Source organism: Isoptericola sp. Y541, assembly GCF_059445465.1.
The window spans coordinates 1-13,280 of sequence record NZ_JCAIUJ010000004.1 but is presented as its reverse complement, the minus strand read 5'-3'; the positions used below and the strand labels follow the sequence as shown (position 1 = coordinate 13,280).

The following is a 13,280-nucleotide window of genomic DNA, read 5'->3' as shown; positions in this document are numbered from 1 at the left end:
CTCGGCCCGTGGCAGGGCTGATCAAGCGGGAGGACGTCGAGGCCGTTCGCGAGCGCGCACGGATCGAGGAGATCGTCTCGGCGCACGTCACGCTCAAGCCCGCCGGCGTCGGCTCCCTCAAGGGCCTGTGCCCCTTCCACGACGAGCGGAGCCCGTCGTTCCACGTGCGCCCCGGCGTCGGCCGGTGGCACTGCTTCGGCTGCGGCGAGGGCGGCGACGTCATCTCCTTCGTGCAGAAGATCGACGGGATGAGCTTCACCGATGCCGTCGAGCACCTGGCCGACCGGGCCGGGGTGCAGCTGCGCTACGAGGACTCGCGCACGGGCGCCGCGGCCGACCGCGGGAAGCGTGAGGAGCCCGGAAAGCGGCAGCGGCTGATCGAGGCGCACCGCGTCGCGGCGGAGTTCTACGCCGAGCAGCTCTTCGGCCCCGGCGCCCAGGCAGGTCGCGCGTTCCTCGCGGAGCGCAGCTTCGACCGCGCGGACGCCGAGCACTTCGGTGTCGGCTACGCGCCCACAGGCTGGGACGCCCTGCTGCGCCACCTGCAGGGCCGCGGGTTCACGCAGGCGGAGCTGGTCGCGTCGGGCCTGGTCAGTCAGGGGCAGCGCGGCATCTACGACCGGTTCCGCGGGCGCCTGGTCTGGCCCATCCGGGACGTCACGGGCGCGGTGATCGGCTTCGGCGCGCGGCGTCTGTACGACGACGACCAGGGGCCCAAGTACCTCAACACCCCGGAGACCTCCCTCTACAAGAAGTCGCAGGTGCTCTACGGGATCGACCTCGCCAAGCGGGCGATCGCGCAGGGCAAGCGGGTCGTCATCGTCGAGGGGTACACGGACGTCATGGCGGCGCACCTCTCCGGCGAGGAGTCGGCCGTCGCGACGTGCGGCACCGCCTTCGGCGCGGACCACGCCAAGGTGGTGCGCCGCCTGCTCGGCGACACGACCGCCGGGGGCGGGCTGCAGCTCGCCTCGGGCGCGTCCCTCGGCGGTGAGGTGATCTTCACGTTCGACGGCGACGCGGCCGGGCAGAAGGCGGCGGTGCGCGCCTTCGGGGAGGACCAGCGCTTTCACGCCCAGACCTTCGTGGCCGTCGAGCCCGGCGGCATGGACCCGTGCGAGCTGCGCATGGCCCGCGGCCCCGAGGCGGTCCGCGCGCTGGTGGACGGCCGACAGCCGCTGTTCGAGTTCGTCATCCGCACCACGCTGGACTCCTACGACCTCGACACCGTCGAGGGCAGGGTCGGCGCCCTGCGCGCCGCGGCTCCACTCGTCGCCGGCATCCGCGACCGGTCGATGCAGCTCGGCTACGCGCGCTCGCTCGCCCGTTGGATCGGGATCGACACCGAGGACGTGCGCCGGGAGGTGGCGCGCGCCGCCACGGCGCCGGCGCGCGCGCAGGGTGGTGACCAGCGGAGGGGCCAGCGGGACGTCCGGTCGGACGCCCGACCGGACGCTGACGCCGGTGCGCCGGGGGTGCCCGTGCTGGCCACCCCCGACCCGCGGGACCCGGTCGCCCGCCTGGAGCGCCAGGCGTTGGTCGTTGTGCTGCAGTACCCGCAGCACGTGCCCGCGTCGTTCGACGAGCTCGGTGATGTCGCGTTCGGGGTCCCGGCGTGGCGGGCCGTGCACGACGCCGTGCGCGCCGCGGGCGGCGTCGCGACGGGCCGCGAGCTCGGCGGCGGCCGATGGGTCGAGGCCGTCGCGGAGCAGGCGCCCGAGACGGTGGCGCCGCTGGTGACCGAGCTGGCGGTCGCGCCCGTGCCGGAGGACCGCGAGGATGCCATCGGGGCGTACGTGGCGGACGTCGTGCGGGCCCTGGTGGACCTGGGCCTCACCCGGCGCATCGCGGATGCGAGGAGCCGGCTGCAGCGCCTGGACCAGGAGAAGGACCCGGCCGCCTTCCAGCAGGCCTTCACGGACCTGCTCGCCATCGAGCAGCAGCGCCGCGCCCTGCGCGAGGGCTGACGACCCACGACCGTGGCCGGCGCCCGCAGGGCCGCGATCAGCGGGGTCCGAGCGTCCCGTGCACCATGGCGCGGGCCAGGCGCCGGGTGGTCTCCGCGTCGACGTCGACGTGCCCCGTGACCAGCGTGAGCAGCGCCCCGCCGTACAGGAGCACGAGCGTGGGCACGGCCGCCGGGTCGACGTCGAGCCCGGTGTCGGCGTGCATCACCGCCGTGAGGTCGGAGGCCTGCGTCGCCAGCCCGGCGAGGGCGGCGGCGAGCGCGGGACGGCGGCGCGCCTCGAGCTGGAGCTCCGCGATCGCGAGGTAGCGGTCGCGGTGCCGCGTGGCGGCGTCGAGCAGCGACGCGGCGATGAGGTCGGTCATGCGGTCGAGCGTGAGGGCTTGGTCGCGCGCTGTTCGTCGGTCGAGCCTGTCGAGACCCACCGGCGACGCCGCGACGGATGCCTCGGTCGCCTGCCGTGCGTCGGCGAGGTGCAGCTCGACGATCCTCGTGGCGACGGAGACGAGCAGCTCCTCGCGGCTGCGGAAGTAGTTCGCGGCCGTGCCCGCCGGGAGCCCCGCCGCGCGCTCGGCCGCCCGGTGCGTCAGCCCGTGCACGCCCTCGTCCACCAGCAGCGTGATCGCGGCGTCGGTCAGGTCGCGGCGTCGTTCGGGGTTGGTCCGGGGCACGCGGTCAGTATGGCAAGATGAATATCACTACGCACGTAGTGGTATCGGGTTGGCTCTCGGCTCGCGGAGGTTCGGCATGGCGACACACACGGCGATCGTGGTCGGCGGCGGCATCGGAGGTCTCGCGTCGGCCGTCTCCCTCGCGGAGGCGGGATGGCGGACGGCGGTGCTGGAGCGGGCGCACGAGCTCGGCGAGGTCGGTGCCGGGGTGGCGCTCACCCCCAACGCGGTGGCGTCCCTGGCCGGGCTGGGGATCGACGGCGCCGCCGTCGCCGCGCTCGGGCCGCAGACGTGGGCCACCGGAACGCTTGACGCCAGCGGCCGCCCGATCATGCGGCTCCCGGACGACCCGGGCGAACGCACGATGACCGTGCTGCGCGGCGTCCACCGTGCGCGCGTGCACGCTGCGCTGCTGGCCCGCGCCCGCGACCTGGGGGTCGAGGTCGTCACCGACGCCCGCGTGACGTTCCTCGACGCGGGCGACCCAGACGGCGCGCCCGCCGTCGTGCGCCACGCGGGCCGGGACGGCCGGGCTCACGAGCGTGCGGCGGAGCTCGTCGTCGGGGCCGACGGGGTGCGCAGTGCCGTCCGGGTGGCGGTCTTCCCCGGCCGCGAGATCGCGTACAGCGGCTACTCGAGCTGGCGGGCGATCGTGCCGCAGCAGGCGGCCGACCCCGGGCTCGTGCAGTACTGGGGTGCGCACGCCGAGTTCGGCATCATGCCGGTGGGCGCGCGGGAGACCTACTGGTACGGCTACGTCCGGATGCCGGAGCGCACCCGCCTGGACGACGAGCTCGGCGCCGCGCGCGAGCGGTTCGCCGGCTGGGCGGGCCCGGTGCAGGAGCTGCTGGCGCAGACCCCGCCGAGCGCCGTGATGCGGCACGACGTGCACCACCTGCCCGGCGGGCTGTCGCGCTACGCGCGCGGCCGCGTGGTCATGGTGGGCGACGCGGCGCACGCCACGCTGCCCACGATGGGTCAGGGGGCGGCGACCGCCCTGGAGGACGGCGTGTGCGTGGGCCGTATCGTCGCGGGCGGCATGGCCGCGGGCTCGTCGCTCGGCGAGGCGCTCGCCGCCTTCGACTCCGTGCGGCGCCCTCGGTGCCGTGCGCTCGCCCGCGCGTCGGTGGCCAGCGGCCGCTTCGGCTCGCACCTGGGGCCGCGGTGGCAGGGGCTGCGCAACGCCCTGATGCGGGCCTTGCCCGCGGCGGCCGTGAGCGGGGGAGTGAAGGGCGTGATGGGCTGGACCCCGCCGGCGCTGCCCTGATGCGCGCCGGGTCAGGACTCCGCGGCCTCCTGCATGCTCGCGCGACGCTCCTGCGCGGCCTGCCGGTCGGCGGGCATCAGCGCGGCAAGCACCACCAGCACCGCCGCGACGCAGACGAGCAGCATGAAGACGAGGTGCAGCGCCGGCATCAGGCCCGCACCGGTAGGGGTGCCGTCCGGGCCGAGGGTGGTGCGAGCGTTGACGATCGCGCCGCACACCGCCACGCCGACGGCCGACCCGAGGGAGCGTGCGAACATGTTGGTGCCGGTCACGGCGCCGCGCTCGGTGAACGACGCCTGGGACTGCGCGGCGATGAGGGTGGGGACGGCGGTGAGGCCCATGCCCGCCCCGATGACGAAGCATGCGCCCGCGACGGCGAGCACGGGCGTCGCGTCGCCGAGCAGCAGCGTGAGCGCGGTGCCGACCACCACGAGCGAGGTGCCGATGACGGCGGTGAGCCGGAAGCCGATCCGCAGGTAGAGGTGTCCGGCGTTCGACGCCGACAGGGGCCAGCCCACGGTCATCGCGGCGAGGGCGAAGCCCGCCACGAGCGGGCCCGTGCCGAGCACGCCCTGGGCGTAGATCGGCACGTAGGTGGACAGGCTGAGCACGACCACGCCCACGAGCAGGGAGACCGCGGTGGAGACCCCGACGACGCGGCGCCGCAGGATGGCGAGGTCGACGATGGGGTGCCGCGTGCGCCGCCCGTGGACGGCGAAGGCCACGAGCAGGAGCACCGCGACCGCGAAGATCGCGACGGAGGCGAGCGACCCCCACGCCCACCGGGTGCCGCCCTCGAGCAGGCCCAGCAGCAGCATGGTGCTGCCCGCCGCGAGGAGCGCGGCCCCGACGTAGTCGATCGGCTCGCGGGCGCCGTTGCGCGCCGGCTCGTGGTAGCGGCGCGCCAGCATCCAGGCCGCGATTGCGCACAGGGGGATGTTCACGAGGAAGATCCACCGCCAGCTCGTGAACTCGGAGAACACGCCGCCCAGGGTGGGGCCGACGACGGCCGAGATGGCCCACACGGACGCCAGGTAGCCCTGGGTCTTCGCGCGCTCCTCGAGCGTGTAGATGTCCGCGGCGATCGTCATGGACACGGGCATCACGGCGCCGGCGCCGAGGCCCTGCAGCACGCGCCCCACGATGAGGATCTCCATGGTCGGGGCGACGCCGCAGAGCATCGAACCGAGGAAGAACAGGCCCACGCCGGCGAGCATCAGCCGCTTGCGGCCCAGCACGTCCGCCAGGCGCCCGAAGACGGGGGTGCTCACCGCCTGGGCCAGCAGGTACGTGGAGAAGAGCCAGGGCAGCTGCTCGAAGCCGCCGAGCTCGCTGGCGATGGTCGCCGACGCCGTGGCGATGATCGTCGCGTCGAGCGCGACGAGCGCCGTCGCGAGCATGAGGGACAGGAGGATCGGGCCGCGCTCGGAGCGCAGCCCGACGGAGACACGAGCGGTCGTGGGCACGTGAGGAACAAGTCGGGCGCCCAAGGCAGGTATTCCCGGTGGGGGAGACTTGTCCTCGCTCCCACGACATCGAAGGACTTTCCGTGACCCTGCCTGCTCCGTCTGTACCGTTCGCCGCCCCGCTCTACCTCGACTGCGACACCGGGGTCGACGACTCGCTCGCCCTCGCCTACCTGCTCGCCTCGCCGGAGGTCGACCTCGTCGGCGCGGGCAGCGTCAGCGGCAACATCGACGCCCGGCAGGGCGCCGTCAACACCCTCGACCTGCTGGCGCTCGCGGGCCGCGGCGACGTGCCGGTCGCCGTCGGCGCGCACGACCCGCTGGCGGGCGCCTTTGCCGGCGGGGCGCCGGGCGTCCACGGCCGCAACGGCGTCGGCGACGTCGTGCTCCCGCCGTCGGGTCGTGCGCCCGTGGGGGAGCCGGCGGTGGAGCTGCTGCTCCGGCTGTCCCACGAGCACGCCGGGGCGCTGCGGGTCGTGGCCGTCGGCCCGCTCACCAACCTGGCCCTCGCGCTCCGCGAGGACCCGACGCTGCCAGGCCGGGTGCGCGACCTGACCATCATGGGCGGCGCCGCCCTGCACCCCGGCAACGTCTCGCCCGTCGCCGAGGCGAACATCGCGAACGACCCCGAAGCGGCGGCCCTCGTGCTCGCCGCCGACTGGGACGTCACCCTCGTGCCGCTCGACGTGACGATGGCGAACCTGCTCGAGGAGACCGACCGCAAGACGCTGCTCGAGGCGGGCACCGCGGTGGCGCCGTGGCTCGGCGAGGTCCTGGACCTGTACTTCGACTTCCACGTCCCGACCTTCGGCCGCCGCTGCTCCGCGCTCCACGACCCGCTCGCCGCCGCGATCGCGGTCGGCGGCGTGGCGCCAACGCTCGCGCCGCGCGTGCACGTGTCCGTCGACGACTCGCGCGGCCCCGGCCGCGGGCAGACGCTCTGCGACCTGCGCGGCATGTACTCGGGCTACCCCGACCAGCCCGGCGCCCGCACGCGCGTCGTCCTCGCGACCGACGCACCGCTAGCTCCGCACCTGGTCGAGCGGCTGCTCACGCTCTGACCGGACGACGAGGCTCCTGCCCCGCGGGCGCACGCACCACGGTCAGGTCGCTGCGGTCCGCTGCGCGGGCCGCTCGCCGGACCTCATGGCCGACGTGCGGGTCGAGGCTTCGGCAGCGTCGTCGGCTGGATGCCCGGCACCAGGCGGTCCATCATTCGCAGCAGTAGCGGGGCCTGATACACCTCGGAGCGCCGGAACCGTCCGCCCGACGGCTCCAGCACCTGGACCTCGACGAGATTGTCGATGACCTTCCGCGCCGTGACTCGGGAGACGCCCAATGCCTGCTGAAGGTAACGGGCCGTGACGACGGGCTGTTCCGCCAGGACGCGGAGGGCGTCGTGCACCTTCGAGTCGGAGCGGAAGCGGGACACGCGCTCGTTCCAGTCGTCCTGCACCTCGGCCGACTCTTGCATCACGCGCTCGGTCTCCTCGCAGGAGCCGGCCAGGACGTCGGCGAAGTAGGCGACGAACTGACTGACGGCCTCAGGCCTGGTGGCAGGGTCGCCGTGCCGGAACTCCGTCAGTCGCCGCACGTACTCGTCGGTGTCGCGTCGCAGGACCACGGACAGCGGCAGGACGCCCTGGTCGAGAGCTCCAGCGCGGGCGAGGTAGCCGTGTACCAGGACGCGGCCGGTGCGACCGTTACCGTCCTCGTACGGGTGGATGGTCTCGAACTGGGCGTGGATCAGCGCCGCCTTGATGAGCGGGCTGTCGGGGCTGCGGTTCGCGTAGTCCACCAGGTTGGCCATCAGCGCGGGCACCTTGTGGGCAGGGGGAGCGACGTACGCGGCCGTCAGTTTTGATGAGCCGCCGATCTGCACGTCGACGTCGCGGTACCCGCCGTCATGGACGTTCGGAGCGATGGTGCGGTGGATGTCGTGGATGGGCTGGTCGTCCCACGGTGCGCGCAGCGACTCGACGCCGTGACGAATGGAGTCGAGGTTGCCGAGGATGGCTTGGGCTGTGTCCATATGCTCGAACTGGTAGCCCTCCAGTCCGGGATCACGGTCCTTCAACTGGGCAACCATGATGTTGCGTGGGGTCTCGCGCAGGCCCTCGACCCAGGAGGATGAGATCGACTCTGAGCGCACCAGCGTGGAGTAGAGGATCGGCTGCGGTCGGTCTCGCAGTCTCTGGGCGATGCGGGCGACGGCGACCGAGATGTCGGTGATGGACTCCATCGCGTCGGCATCGAGGAGGGGTGCCATCCGCTCGTCCAGCCCGACGGGGACTTGACCGGGGAAGTAGCGAGCCACGTCAGGCCTTCCTCTGAGGTTCCTACAGTGAAGACTAGCAACCTAGCCTTAACTGTGCGCTCGAACGGGGAAGCTTCCAGTGGGATCACATGTGAGGCGGGGGTCTCACTGTGCTCCGGAGCGAGAGGGCCACCCTCTCCACACAGCTGGTGTTCAAGCCGCTGATCTTCAGCTCGCGCCGGTCCTGTCCAAGCAGGTGCAGAACGTCGTGCGAAACGCCGCGCTGGTGCCCGGCGCCCTCGGTGTCTACGCCGTCCCGCGCTGCGGGTGTACGTCCCGGCGCGTGGCTGACGCGAGGTCCTGCGACGTTCGCCAGGAGGCGGCGCCGCGGGGTCAATGCCACGATCCGAAGGACTGATCCAGCGACTACGGGGGTGGAGTGATGGTTCGGGCACGGGTGCGGCCGCGCACGGCGGCGGTCACGTTCTCCGCGGCAGCGGTGCTGTTCGCAGGCTGCGGTGCGGCGGATGACGGCGGGGAGGCGCCGCCGGCGGCCGAGGCGACGACCTCCGAGGAACCTGCGGCGGAGGAGTCGCCGCCAGGCGAGGACGGCGGGACCGTCGCGCAGGCGAACGCGGTAGCGAGCGCACAGACCTACCTTGAGATGGGTGGGTTCTCGAAGAAGGGTCTCGTCGACCAGCTGGTCCAGGGTGAGGGCTTCGACGAGGCGGACGCGAAGTACGCCGTCAGGCATGTCGACGCCGACTGGAACGAGCAGGCCGAGATCAGCGCGAAGAACTACATGGACACCCAGGCGTTCTCCCGTTCGGGGCTGATCGAGCAGCTCGAGTTCGACGGGTTCACGACCAAGCAGGCCGAGCACGGCGCCGACTCGGTCGGTCTCTGACTAGGCGCTGTCCTCATGTCAGCCGGCCCGGCGGAGGCGGGTCCTCGTCGTTCGGGGCGGGGCCTGTCTGCCCCAGGCCGAACACGTTGAGCGGTCGCTGCTCGAATGGTTACGGGGGTCCCTGAATCGACCTATGGAAAGAGAAACGGCCCGCCCCTAGATTTCTAGGTGGCGGGCCATTTCTTGTACCTGCTCCCGCGGTTGGACTTGAACCAACGACCGTCCGATTAACAGTCGGATGCTCTGCCAGCTGAGCTACGCGGGATCGCATGATCACCCGGCCGTGCGGCTTTCGGATCGGAAGGAACATTACCAGGCTCACAGGGGTAGGCCGGACGCTCCCCGCACCCTGGACTCCGTGGCGTCCACCACTCGGGCGACGTCCGGCCGGGCGAGGTCGACGCCCGGTCCGGCCAGGGCCTGGGAGAACAGGCCGCCGTCGGCGGAGCGCCGCACGGCGACCTTGACGTCGCCGCCGCCGGGGACGCTCACCGTCTCGGCGAGCACCACCGACCACTCCACGCGCTCCCGCAGGGTCAGGGGGAACGGGGTGCGCTCGGCGTCCACGAGGCGCAGCACCGTGTCGGGCACGGCGTCCACCCACGTGACGACGAGCTCGGACCGCTCGGGGTCGAACACGCCGCGGTCCACGTCGCACCACGGGCGCCGCACGACGACGTCCTGCGGGTCAGGCCCGACGACGACGAGCCGGGCGGTCGTGGCCACGGCCCACCGGCCGTCGGCGAGCTCGGCGGGCGCGAGCACGCGCTCCCCGCGGGCGAGGGGAAGCGCGCGGCGCACGTCGTCGGGCAGGGGAGAGCGGCGAAACAACATGGCGTCACCGTACCGAGATGCCCACAACATCGACGCGGCGCGCCGGGACGCGGCGGTGTCGGTCATCATGTGTCCATGACACCCGAGGTGGCGCACAGGGGGCGCGATCGGTCCGGTCCTCGCCACCGCGGCGTGGGGCGCCGCGCTCAGCCCGGACGTGGGCACGACCGCGTCCCCGGTGCTGACCGGCCTGTGCGCGGGGCTGGCGGCCACCGCCGTCGCTGCCCTGGTGCTGCCCTGGTCGTGGCCCGGTCGGCGCTCTGCTCCTCACCGGTCTCGGGGTGCTGGCGTGGCTGACGTTCGGGGATTCCGGCCAGGCATCGAGCAGTGAGGCCCGGGTTCAGGACGTGGCCGGGTCCTGGTCCTTGTCCGTCGTCGACCGAGGCTGAGGCTGAGGTGCTTCGCTGCCCGTCGACGAACCCGACCCGCTCTGCTTCTCGCGCTGGCGTCGGGCCTGCTCCAGCAGCCAGCGCATCTCGGGATCGTCGTCCGGGTGGTCAGGGACGTCGTCTTGCTCCCACGTGCGACGGCGCCCGGGATACTGGGCGGGGAAGCCGGTCCGGGGCGATGCGCGGCGACCCGCGCGGGCGCGCCGGCTCACGACGAGCCACGCGATCGAGCCCGCGAACGGCAGGAACACGATGAGCAGGATCCAGAAGCCCTTCTGGATGCCGCCGCCGTCCTCCTCGTCGGACTGGACGACGTCGACGAGCGCGTAGACGACGAGCGCGAGGTAGGCCAGCATCGGCAGCACGCGGAGCATGGCGGGAGCGTAGCGGCTCGGCCGCCTCGCGTGCCGCAGCCGTCACGGGTGCCCCGTGTGGGACTTGAACCCACGACCGAGAGATTATGAGTCTCCTGCTCTGACCAGCTGAGCTAACGGGGCGCGCGGCGAGCATATCGGCCCGACGCCCCCGCGCAGCGCGTGCATCCCGGCCGGCGGCGCGGTGTCATGGGGTGGTGACCGTCGACGTCAAGCGCGTGTACGAACCACCCGGGCCCGACGACGGCGCGCGGGTGCTCGTGGATCGGCTGTGGCCGCGGGGGGTGTCGAAGGAGGACGCGCACCTGGACGCGTGGCGCAAGGACCTCGCGCCGTCGTCCGACCTGCGGACCTGGTTCCACCACGAGCCGGAGCGCTTCGCCGAGTTCGAGCGCCGGTACCGGGCGGAGCTGGACGGCAACCCGGCCGTGGCGGAGGTCGCCGCCCTGGGCGCGGGCGACTCCCGGCTGACCCTCCTGTACTCCGCGCGAGACACGGAGCACAACCAGGCGCTCGTGCTGCGCGACGTCCTGCGGGACTACCTCGAGGAGACGGACTCGGGCTCGCGCGCCTGAGCCGGCAGGGCGTCCCGACTCGAACGGCCGAGCACGCGACCCGTGCGCTCCAGGTCGCGTGCCACCGCCCGGCGTAGTCGTGGCCCCAGCGGCCGCTCCACGAAGCGGTGCACAAGGTAGGCGACGGCAAGCATCGCGGCGGTGACGAGCACGAACGTCACGGCGACGGGCAGGTGCGGGCTGGCCGCACCGATGAGCCACTCTCCCCACGACGAGTGCAGCAGGTACAGGGGATAGGTGAGCGCACCGACCACGGTCAGCCACTTCCACGACAGTCGGTCGAGCCGGGTGAGTGCGACGGCGGCGACGAGGGCGAAGCAGACGACGATCGCGACCCAGTACGTCTCCGGCCCCACGGTGATGTCGGTGCTGTTCGCGATCCGCAGCGACTGGGAGCGGCCGGAGACGACGCCGGCAAGGGCGACGTTGAGCCCGAGCACCAGCCACAGGACGAGGGAGCGTCGCTCCTTGGTGAGCAGGAAGAGCATCATCCCGCCGGCGAACAGCGGGGCGTCGCTGCCCACCAGCACGGTGGACCATAGGTCGCTGTCGCTCCGCACGGCGATCGCCGCCAGGACCGGCCAGACCGCGGCGAACGCGATGAGCCGATTGCGGGTCATGCCGACCGCGAGCAGCACGGCCATGAGCACGTAGAACCGGAGCTCGGTCCAGAGGGTCCAGTACACGGGCTCGATGTCCTGCACCCCGAAGGCGCGCTGCACCATCGTGAGGTTCGCGGCCGTCTCGGCGAGCCCGACGGTCTTGCGTCCGGGGTTCACCAGCACGAGCAGCGCGACGACGGCGGCCACGGAGAACCAGTAGGCGGGGAACAGCCTTCCCACGCGGGACGCCGTGAACGAGCGCACGTCGCGCCCCCAGGCGGACATCAGGATGACGAACCCGCTGATCACGAAGAACAGCTGCACGCCGAAAGACCCGTACGCCACCAGCGGCTGCAGGTTCGGGAACGACACGTCCGTCCGCGGACCCCAGGCGTGGTGGTTGACGGCGACGTAGTGGTAGGCGAGCACCGCCATCGCGGCCAGGAAGCGGAGCCCGTCGAGCGCGGCCAGCCGGGGCCGCGGCGTCGTGGGTGCGGGCGTCGTCCCGGTGCCGGGGGCGAGTGGTGTGATTGACTCAGTCATCCGTTGAAGCATCGCCCCGCACGTTATCAAACCGTGATAATCGGCGCTGTCAGGCGTCCGCGACGTGGGAGAATGCGCCGCATGGCGATGCGAGAGATCCGGGTGCTGCCCGACCCTGTGCTGCGCACACCGTGCGACGAGATCACTGCTGTCGACGACCGCGTCCGGTCCCTCGTGGAGGACCTCGTCGAGACGGTCGACGCCGACGGCCGGGCGGGGCTAGCGGCCAACCAGATCGGTGTCAGCCTGCGCGCGTTCTCCTGGAACGTCGAGGACGAGATCGGCTACGTGCTCAACCCGCGGATCGTGGAGCTCTCCGAGGAGACGCAGGACGACGACGAGGGCTGCCTCTCCGTCCCGGGGTTGTGGTACCCGACGACGCGCGCCTGGTACGCCCGCGTGGTCGGCACGGACCTCGACGGCGCCGAGGTGGTCGTGGAGGGCACCGGGCTCCTGGCGCGCTGCCTCCAGCACGAGTGCGACCACCTGGACGGCAAGCTCTATCTCGATCGCCTCGAGCGCGGCGCGCGCAAGAAGGCGATGCGCGAGCTGCGCGAGCGGCTCTGAGTCCCTCAAGGGCTGCTCAAGTCCGCGCTTCCTCTCGCACGGCAGCCCGTCATCGGGCAGGATGTGTCAAGACGACACACCGTCGGAGTGCAGCGACCAGCAGGCCTACCGGTTCGAGGACGTAGGGGAAGACGGACCTCGGAACCAGGGAGGACAACATGGCTGGCGCGATCACCTGCGGTGTGCTGTTCGTGCACTCGGCACCCCGAGCACTGTGCCCTCACCTCGAGTGGGCGGCGGGCAACGTGCTCGACAGCCGCGTGTCGCTGGACTGGACACCCCAGCCGGCGTCGCGCGGTCTTTACCGCGCGGAGTACTCGTGGCAGGGCGCCCAGGGGACGGGTGCCCGGCTGGCTTCTGCCCTGCGGGGCTGGGACCACCTGCGCTTCGAGGTGACGGAGGACGCGAGCCACGGCGCCGACGGCGCCCGCTGGTCGCACACACCTGACCTCGGCATCTTCCACGCCATGACCGACGTGCACGGGAACGTCGTCGTGCCCGAGGACCGCGTGCGCGCCGCGCTGGAGTCCGCGCACGACCCGCGCGCCGTCCGCGACGCGCTCGATCTCGCCCTCGGCACGGCCTGGGACGACGAGCTCGAACCGTTCCGGTACGCCGGGGCCGGCGCCCCCGTGCGCTGGCTGCACCGGGTCGGCTGACCCGACGACAATGCCGGTTGAGCCTGTCGAAACCCAGCACGCCGGTTGAGCCTGTCGAAACCCAGCACGCCGGTTGAGCCTGTCGAAACCCAGCACGCCGGTTGAGCCTGTCGAAACCCAGCACGCCGGTTGAGCCTGTCGAAACCCAGCACGCCGGTTGAGCCTGTCGAAACCCAGCACGCCGGTTGAGCCTGTCGAAACCC

Annotated in this window: 13 protein-coding genes and 2 tRNA genes; 7 read left to right on the top strand and 8 right to left on the bottom strand. The window is 72.4% G+C overall.

Annotation, left to right across the window (positions count from 1 at the left end; translation table 11 throughout):
* Window positions 1-8: 8 nt before the first annotated feature.
* On the top strand, window positions 9-1,967 hold the full coding sequence (dnaG, locus tag AC1C2V_RS10300) for a DNA primase (protein ID WP_495389519.1): 1,959 nt from the start codon (window positions 9-11) through the stop codon (window positions 1,965-1,967).
* 37 nt (window positions 1,968-2,004) lie between these two features.
* On the opposite strand, the gene AC1C2V_RS10295 is transcribed toward dnaG, so the two are convergent.
* Window positions 2,005-2,637 (bottom strand): TetR/AcrR family transcriptional regulator, encoded by a 633-nt coding sequence (locus AC1C2V_RS10295; protein ID WP_495389518.1) that lies wholly within the window; start codon window positions 2,635-2,637, stop codon window positions 2,005-2,007.
* A 76-nt stretch (window positions 2,638-2,713) separates the two neighbouring features.
* Here AC1C2V_RS10295 and AC1C2V_RS10290 point away from each other — a divergent pair, with 76 nt between their 5' ends.
* On the top strand, window positions 2,714-3,904 hold the full coding sequence (locus tag AC1C2V_RS10290) for an FAD-dependent monooxygenase (RefSeq protein WP_495389517.1): 1,191 nt from the start codon (window positions 2,714-2,716) through the stop codon (window positions 3,902-3,904).
* An 11-nt stretch (window positions 3,905-3,915) separates the two neighbouring features.
* Here the strand turns inward: AC1C2V_RS10290 and AC1C2V_RS10285 are convergent, their stop codons facing one another.
* Complete coding sequence (locus AC1C2V_RS10285) at window positions 3,916-5,370, bottom strand: MDR family MFS transporter (protein ID WP_495389516.1); 1,455 nt, start codon at window positions 5,368-5,370, stop codon at window positions 3,916-3,918.
* An 83-nt stretch (window positions 5,371-5,453) separates the two neighbouring features.
* Here AC1C2V_RS10285 and AC1C2V_RS10280 point away from each other — a divergent pair, with 83 nt between their 5' ends.
* The gene (locus AC1C2V_RS10280) at window positions 5,454-6,431 is read left to right on the top strand and encodes a nucleoside hydrolase (protein ID WP_495389515.1); all 978 of its coding nucleotides are present in this window, start codon (window positions 5,454-5,456) and stop codon (window positions 6,429-6,431) included.
* A gap of 83 nt (window positions 6,432-6,514) precedes the next feature.
* Here AC1C2V_RS10280 and AC1C2V_RS10275 read toward each other — a convergent pair whose 3' ends face one another.
* A complete protein-coding gene (locus AC1C2V_RS10275; RefSeq protein WP_495389514.1) occupies window positions 6,515-7,687 on the bottom strand; it encodes a Fic family protein in 1,173 nt (390 codons plus the stop codon).
* Window positions 7,688-8,069: 382 nt separating this feature from the next.
* Here AC1C2V_RS10275 and AC1C2V_RS10270 point away from each other — a divergent pair, with 382 nt between their 5' ends.
* Window positions 8,070-8,534, top strand: a complete 465-nt coding sequence (locus AC1C2V_RS10270; protein WP_495389513.1) for an Ltp family lipoprotein — start codon at window positions 8,070-8,072, stop codon at window positions 8,532-8,534.
* 192 nt (window positions 8,535-8,726) lie between these two features.
* On the opposite strand, the gene AC1C2V_RS10265 is transcribed toward AC1C2V_RS10270, so the two are convergent.
* From AC1C2V_RS10265 to AC1C2V_RS10250, 4 genes are all read right to left on the bottom strand, one after another.
* A tRNA-Asn gene (locus tag AC1C2V_RS10265) sits at window positions 8,727-8,799 on the bottom strand.
* 53 nt (window positions 8,800-8,852) lie between these two features.
* A complete protein-coding gene (locus tag AC1C2V_RS10260) occupies window positions 8,853-9,437 on the bottom strand; it encodes a hypothetical protein (protein WP_495389512.1) in 585 nt (194 codons plus the stop codon).
* A 271-nt stretch (window positions 9,438-9,708) separates the two neighbouring features.
* Window positions 9,709-10,131, bottom strand: coding sequence for a PLD nuclease N-terminal domain-containing protein (locus AC1C2V_RS10255; protein ID WP_495389511.1), 423 nt, complete (start codon window positions 10,129-10,131; stop codon window positions 9,709-9,711).
* A 49-nt stretch (window positions 10,132-10,180) separates the two neighbouring features.
* A tRNA-Ile gene (locus AC1C2V_RS10250) sits at window positions 10,181-10,254 on the bottom strand.
* A gap of 74 nt (window positions 10,255-10,328) precedes the next feature.
* Here AC1C2V_RS10250 and AC1C2V_RS10245 point away from each other — a divergent pair.
* A complete protein-coding gene (locus AC1C2V_RS10245) occupies window positions 10,329-10,706 on the top strand; it encodes a DUF488 domain-containing protein (protein WP_495389510.1) in 378 nt (125 codons plus the stop codon).
* Here AC1C2V_RS10245 and AC1C2V_RS10240 read toward each other — a convergent pair.
* Window positions 10,670-11,851 carry an acyltransferase family protein gene (locus AC1C2V_RS10240; RefSeq protein ID WP_495389509.1) on the bottom strand — a complete coding sequence of 394 codons (1,182 nt, stop codon included), beginning with the start codon at window positions 11,849-11,851 and terminating at the stop codon, window positions 10,670-10,672. The two genes, AC1C2V_RS10245 and AC1C2V_RS10240, sit on opposite strands and share 37 nt — an antisense overlap.
* 81 nt (window positions 11,852-11,932) lie before the next feature.
* On the opposite strand from AC1C2V_RS10240, the gene def reads away from it, so the two are divergent.
* Complete coding sequence (gene def, locus AC1C2V_RS10235; protein WP_495389508.1) at window positions 11,933-12,418, top strand: peptide deformylase; 486 nt, start codon at window positions 11,933-11,935, stop codon at window positions 12,416-12,418.
* A 158-nt stretch (window positions 12,419-12,576) separates the two neighbouring features.
* Window positions 12,577-13,077 carry a DUF3145 domain-containing protein gene (locus tag AC1C2V_RS10230; RefSeq protein WP_495389507.1) on the top strand — a complete coding sequence of 167 codons (501 nt, stop codon included), beginning with the start codon at window positions 12,577-12,579 and terminating at the stop codon, window positions 13,075-13,077.
* The last annotated feature ends 203 nt before the right edge of the window (window positions 13,078-13,280 follow it).

Coding starts and splice junctions, on each gene's coding strand:
- AC1C2V_RS10270 (WP_495389513.1), top strand. CDS start 8,070: ATGGTTCGGGCACGGGTGCGGCCGCGCACGGCGGCGGTCACGTTCTCC.
- AC1C2V_RS10230 (WP_495389507.1), top strand. CDS start 12,577: ATGGCTGGCGCGATCACCTGCGGTGTGCTGTTCGTGCACTCGGCACCC.
- def (WP_495389508.1), top strand. CDS start 11,933: ATGGCGATGCGAGAGATCCGGGTGCTGCCCGACCCTGTGCTGCGCACA.
- AC1C2V_RS10255 (WP_495389511.1), bottom strand. CDS start 10,131: ATGCTCCGCGTGCTGCCGATGCTGGCCTACCTCGCGCTCGTCGTCTAC.
- AC1C2V_RS10260 (WP_495389512.1), bottom strand. CDS start 9,437: ATGATGACCGACACCGCCGCGTCCCGGCGCGCCGCGTCGATGTTGTGG.
- AC1C2V_RS10240 (WP_495389509.1), bottom strand. CDS start 11,851: ATGACTGAGTCAATCACACCACTCGCCCCCGGCACCGGGACGACGCCC.
- AC1C2V_RS10290 (WP_495389517.1), top strand. CDS start 2,714: ATGGCGACACACACGGCGATCGTGGTCGGCGGCGGCATCGGAGGTCTC.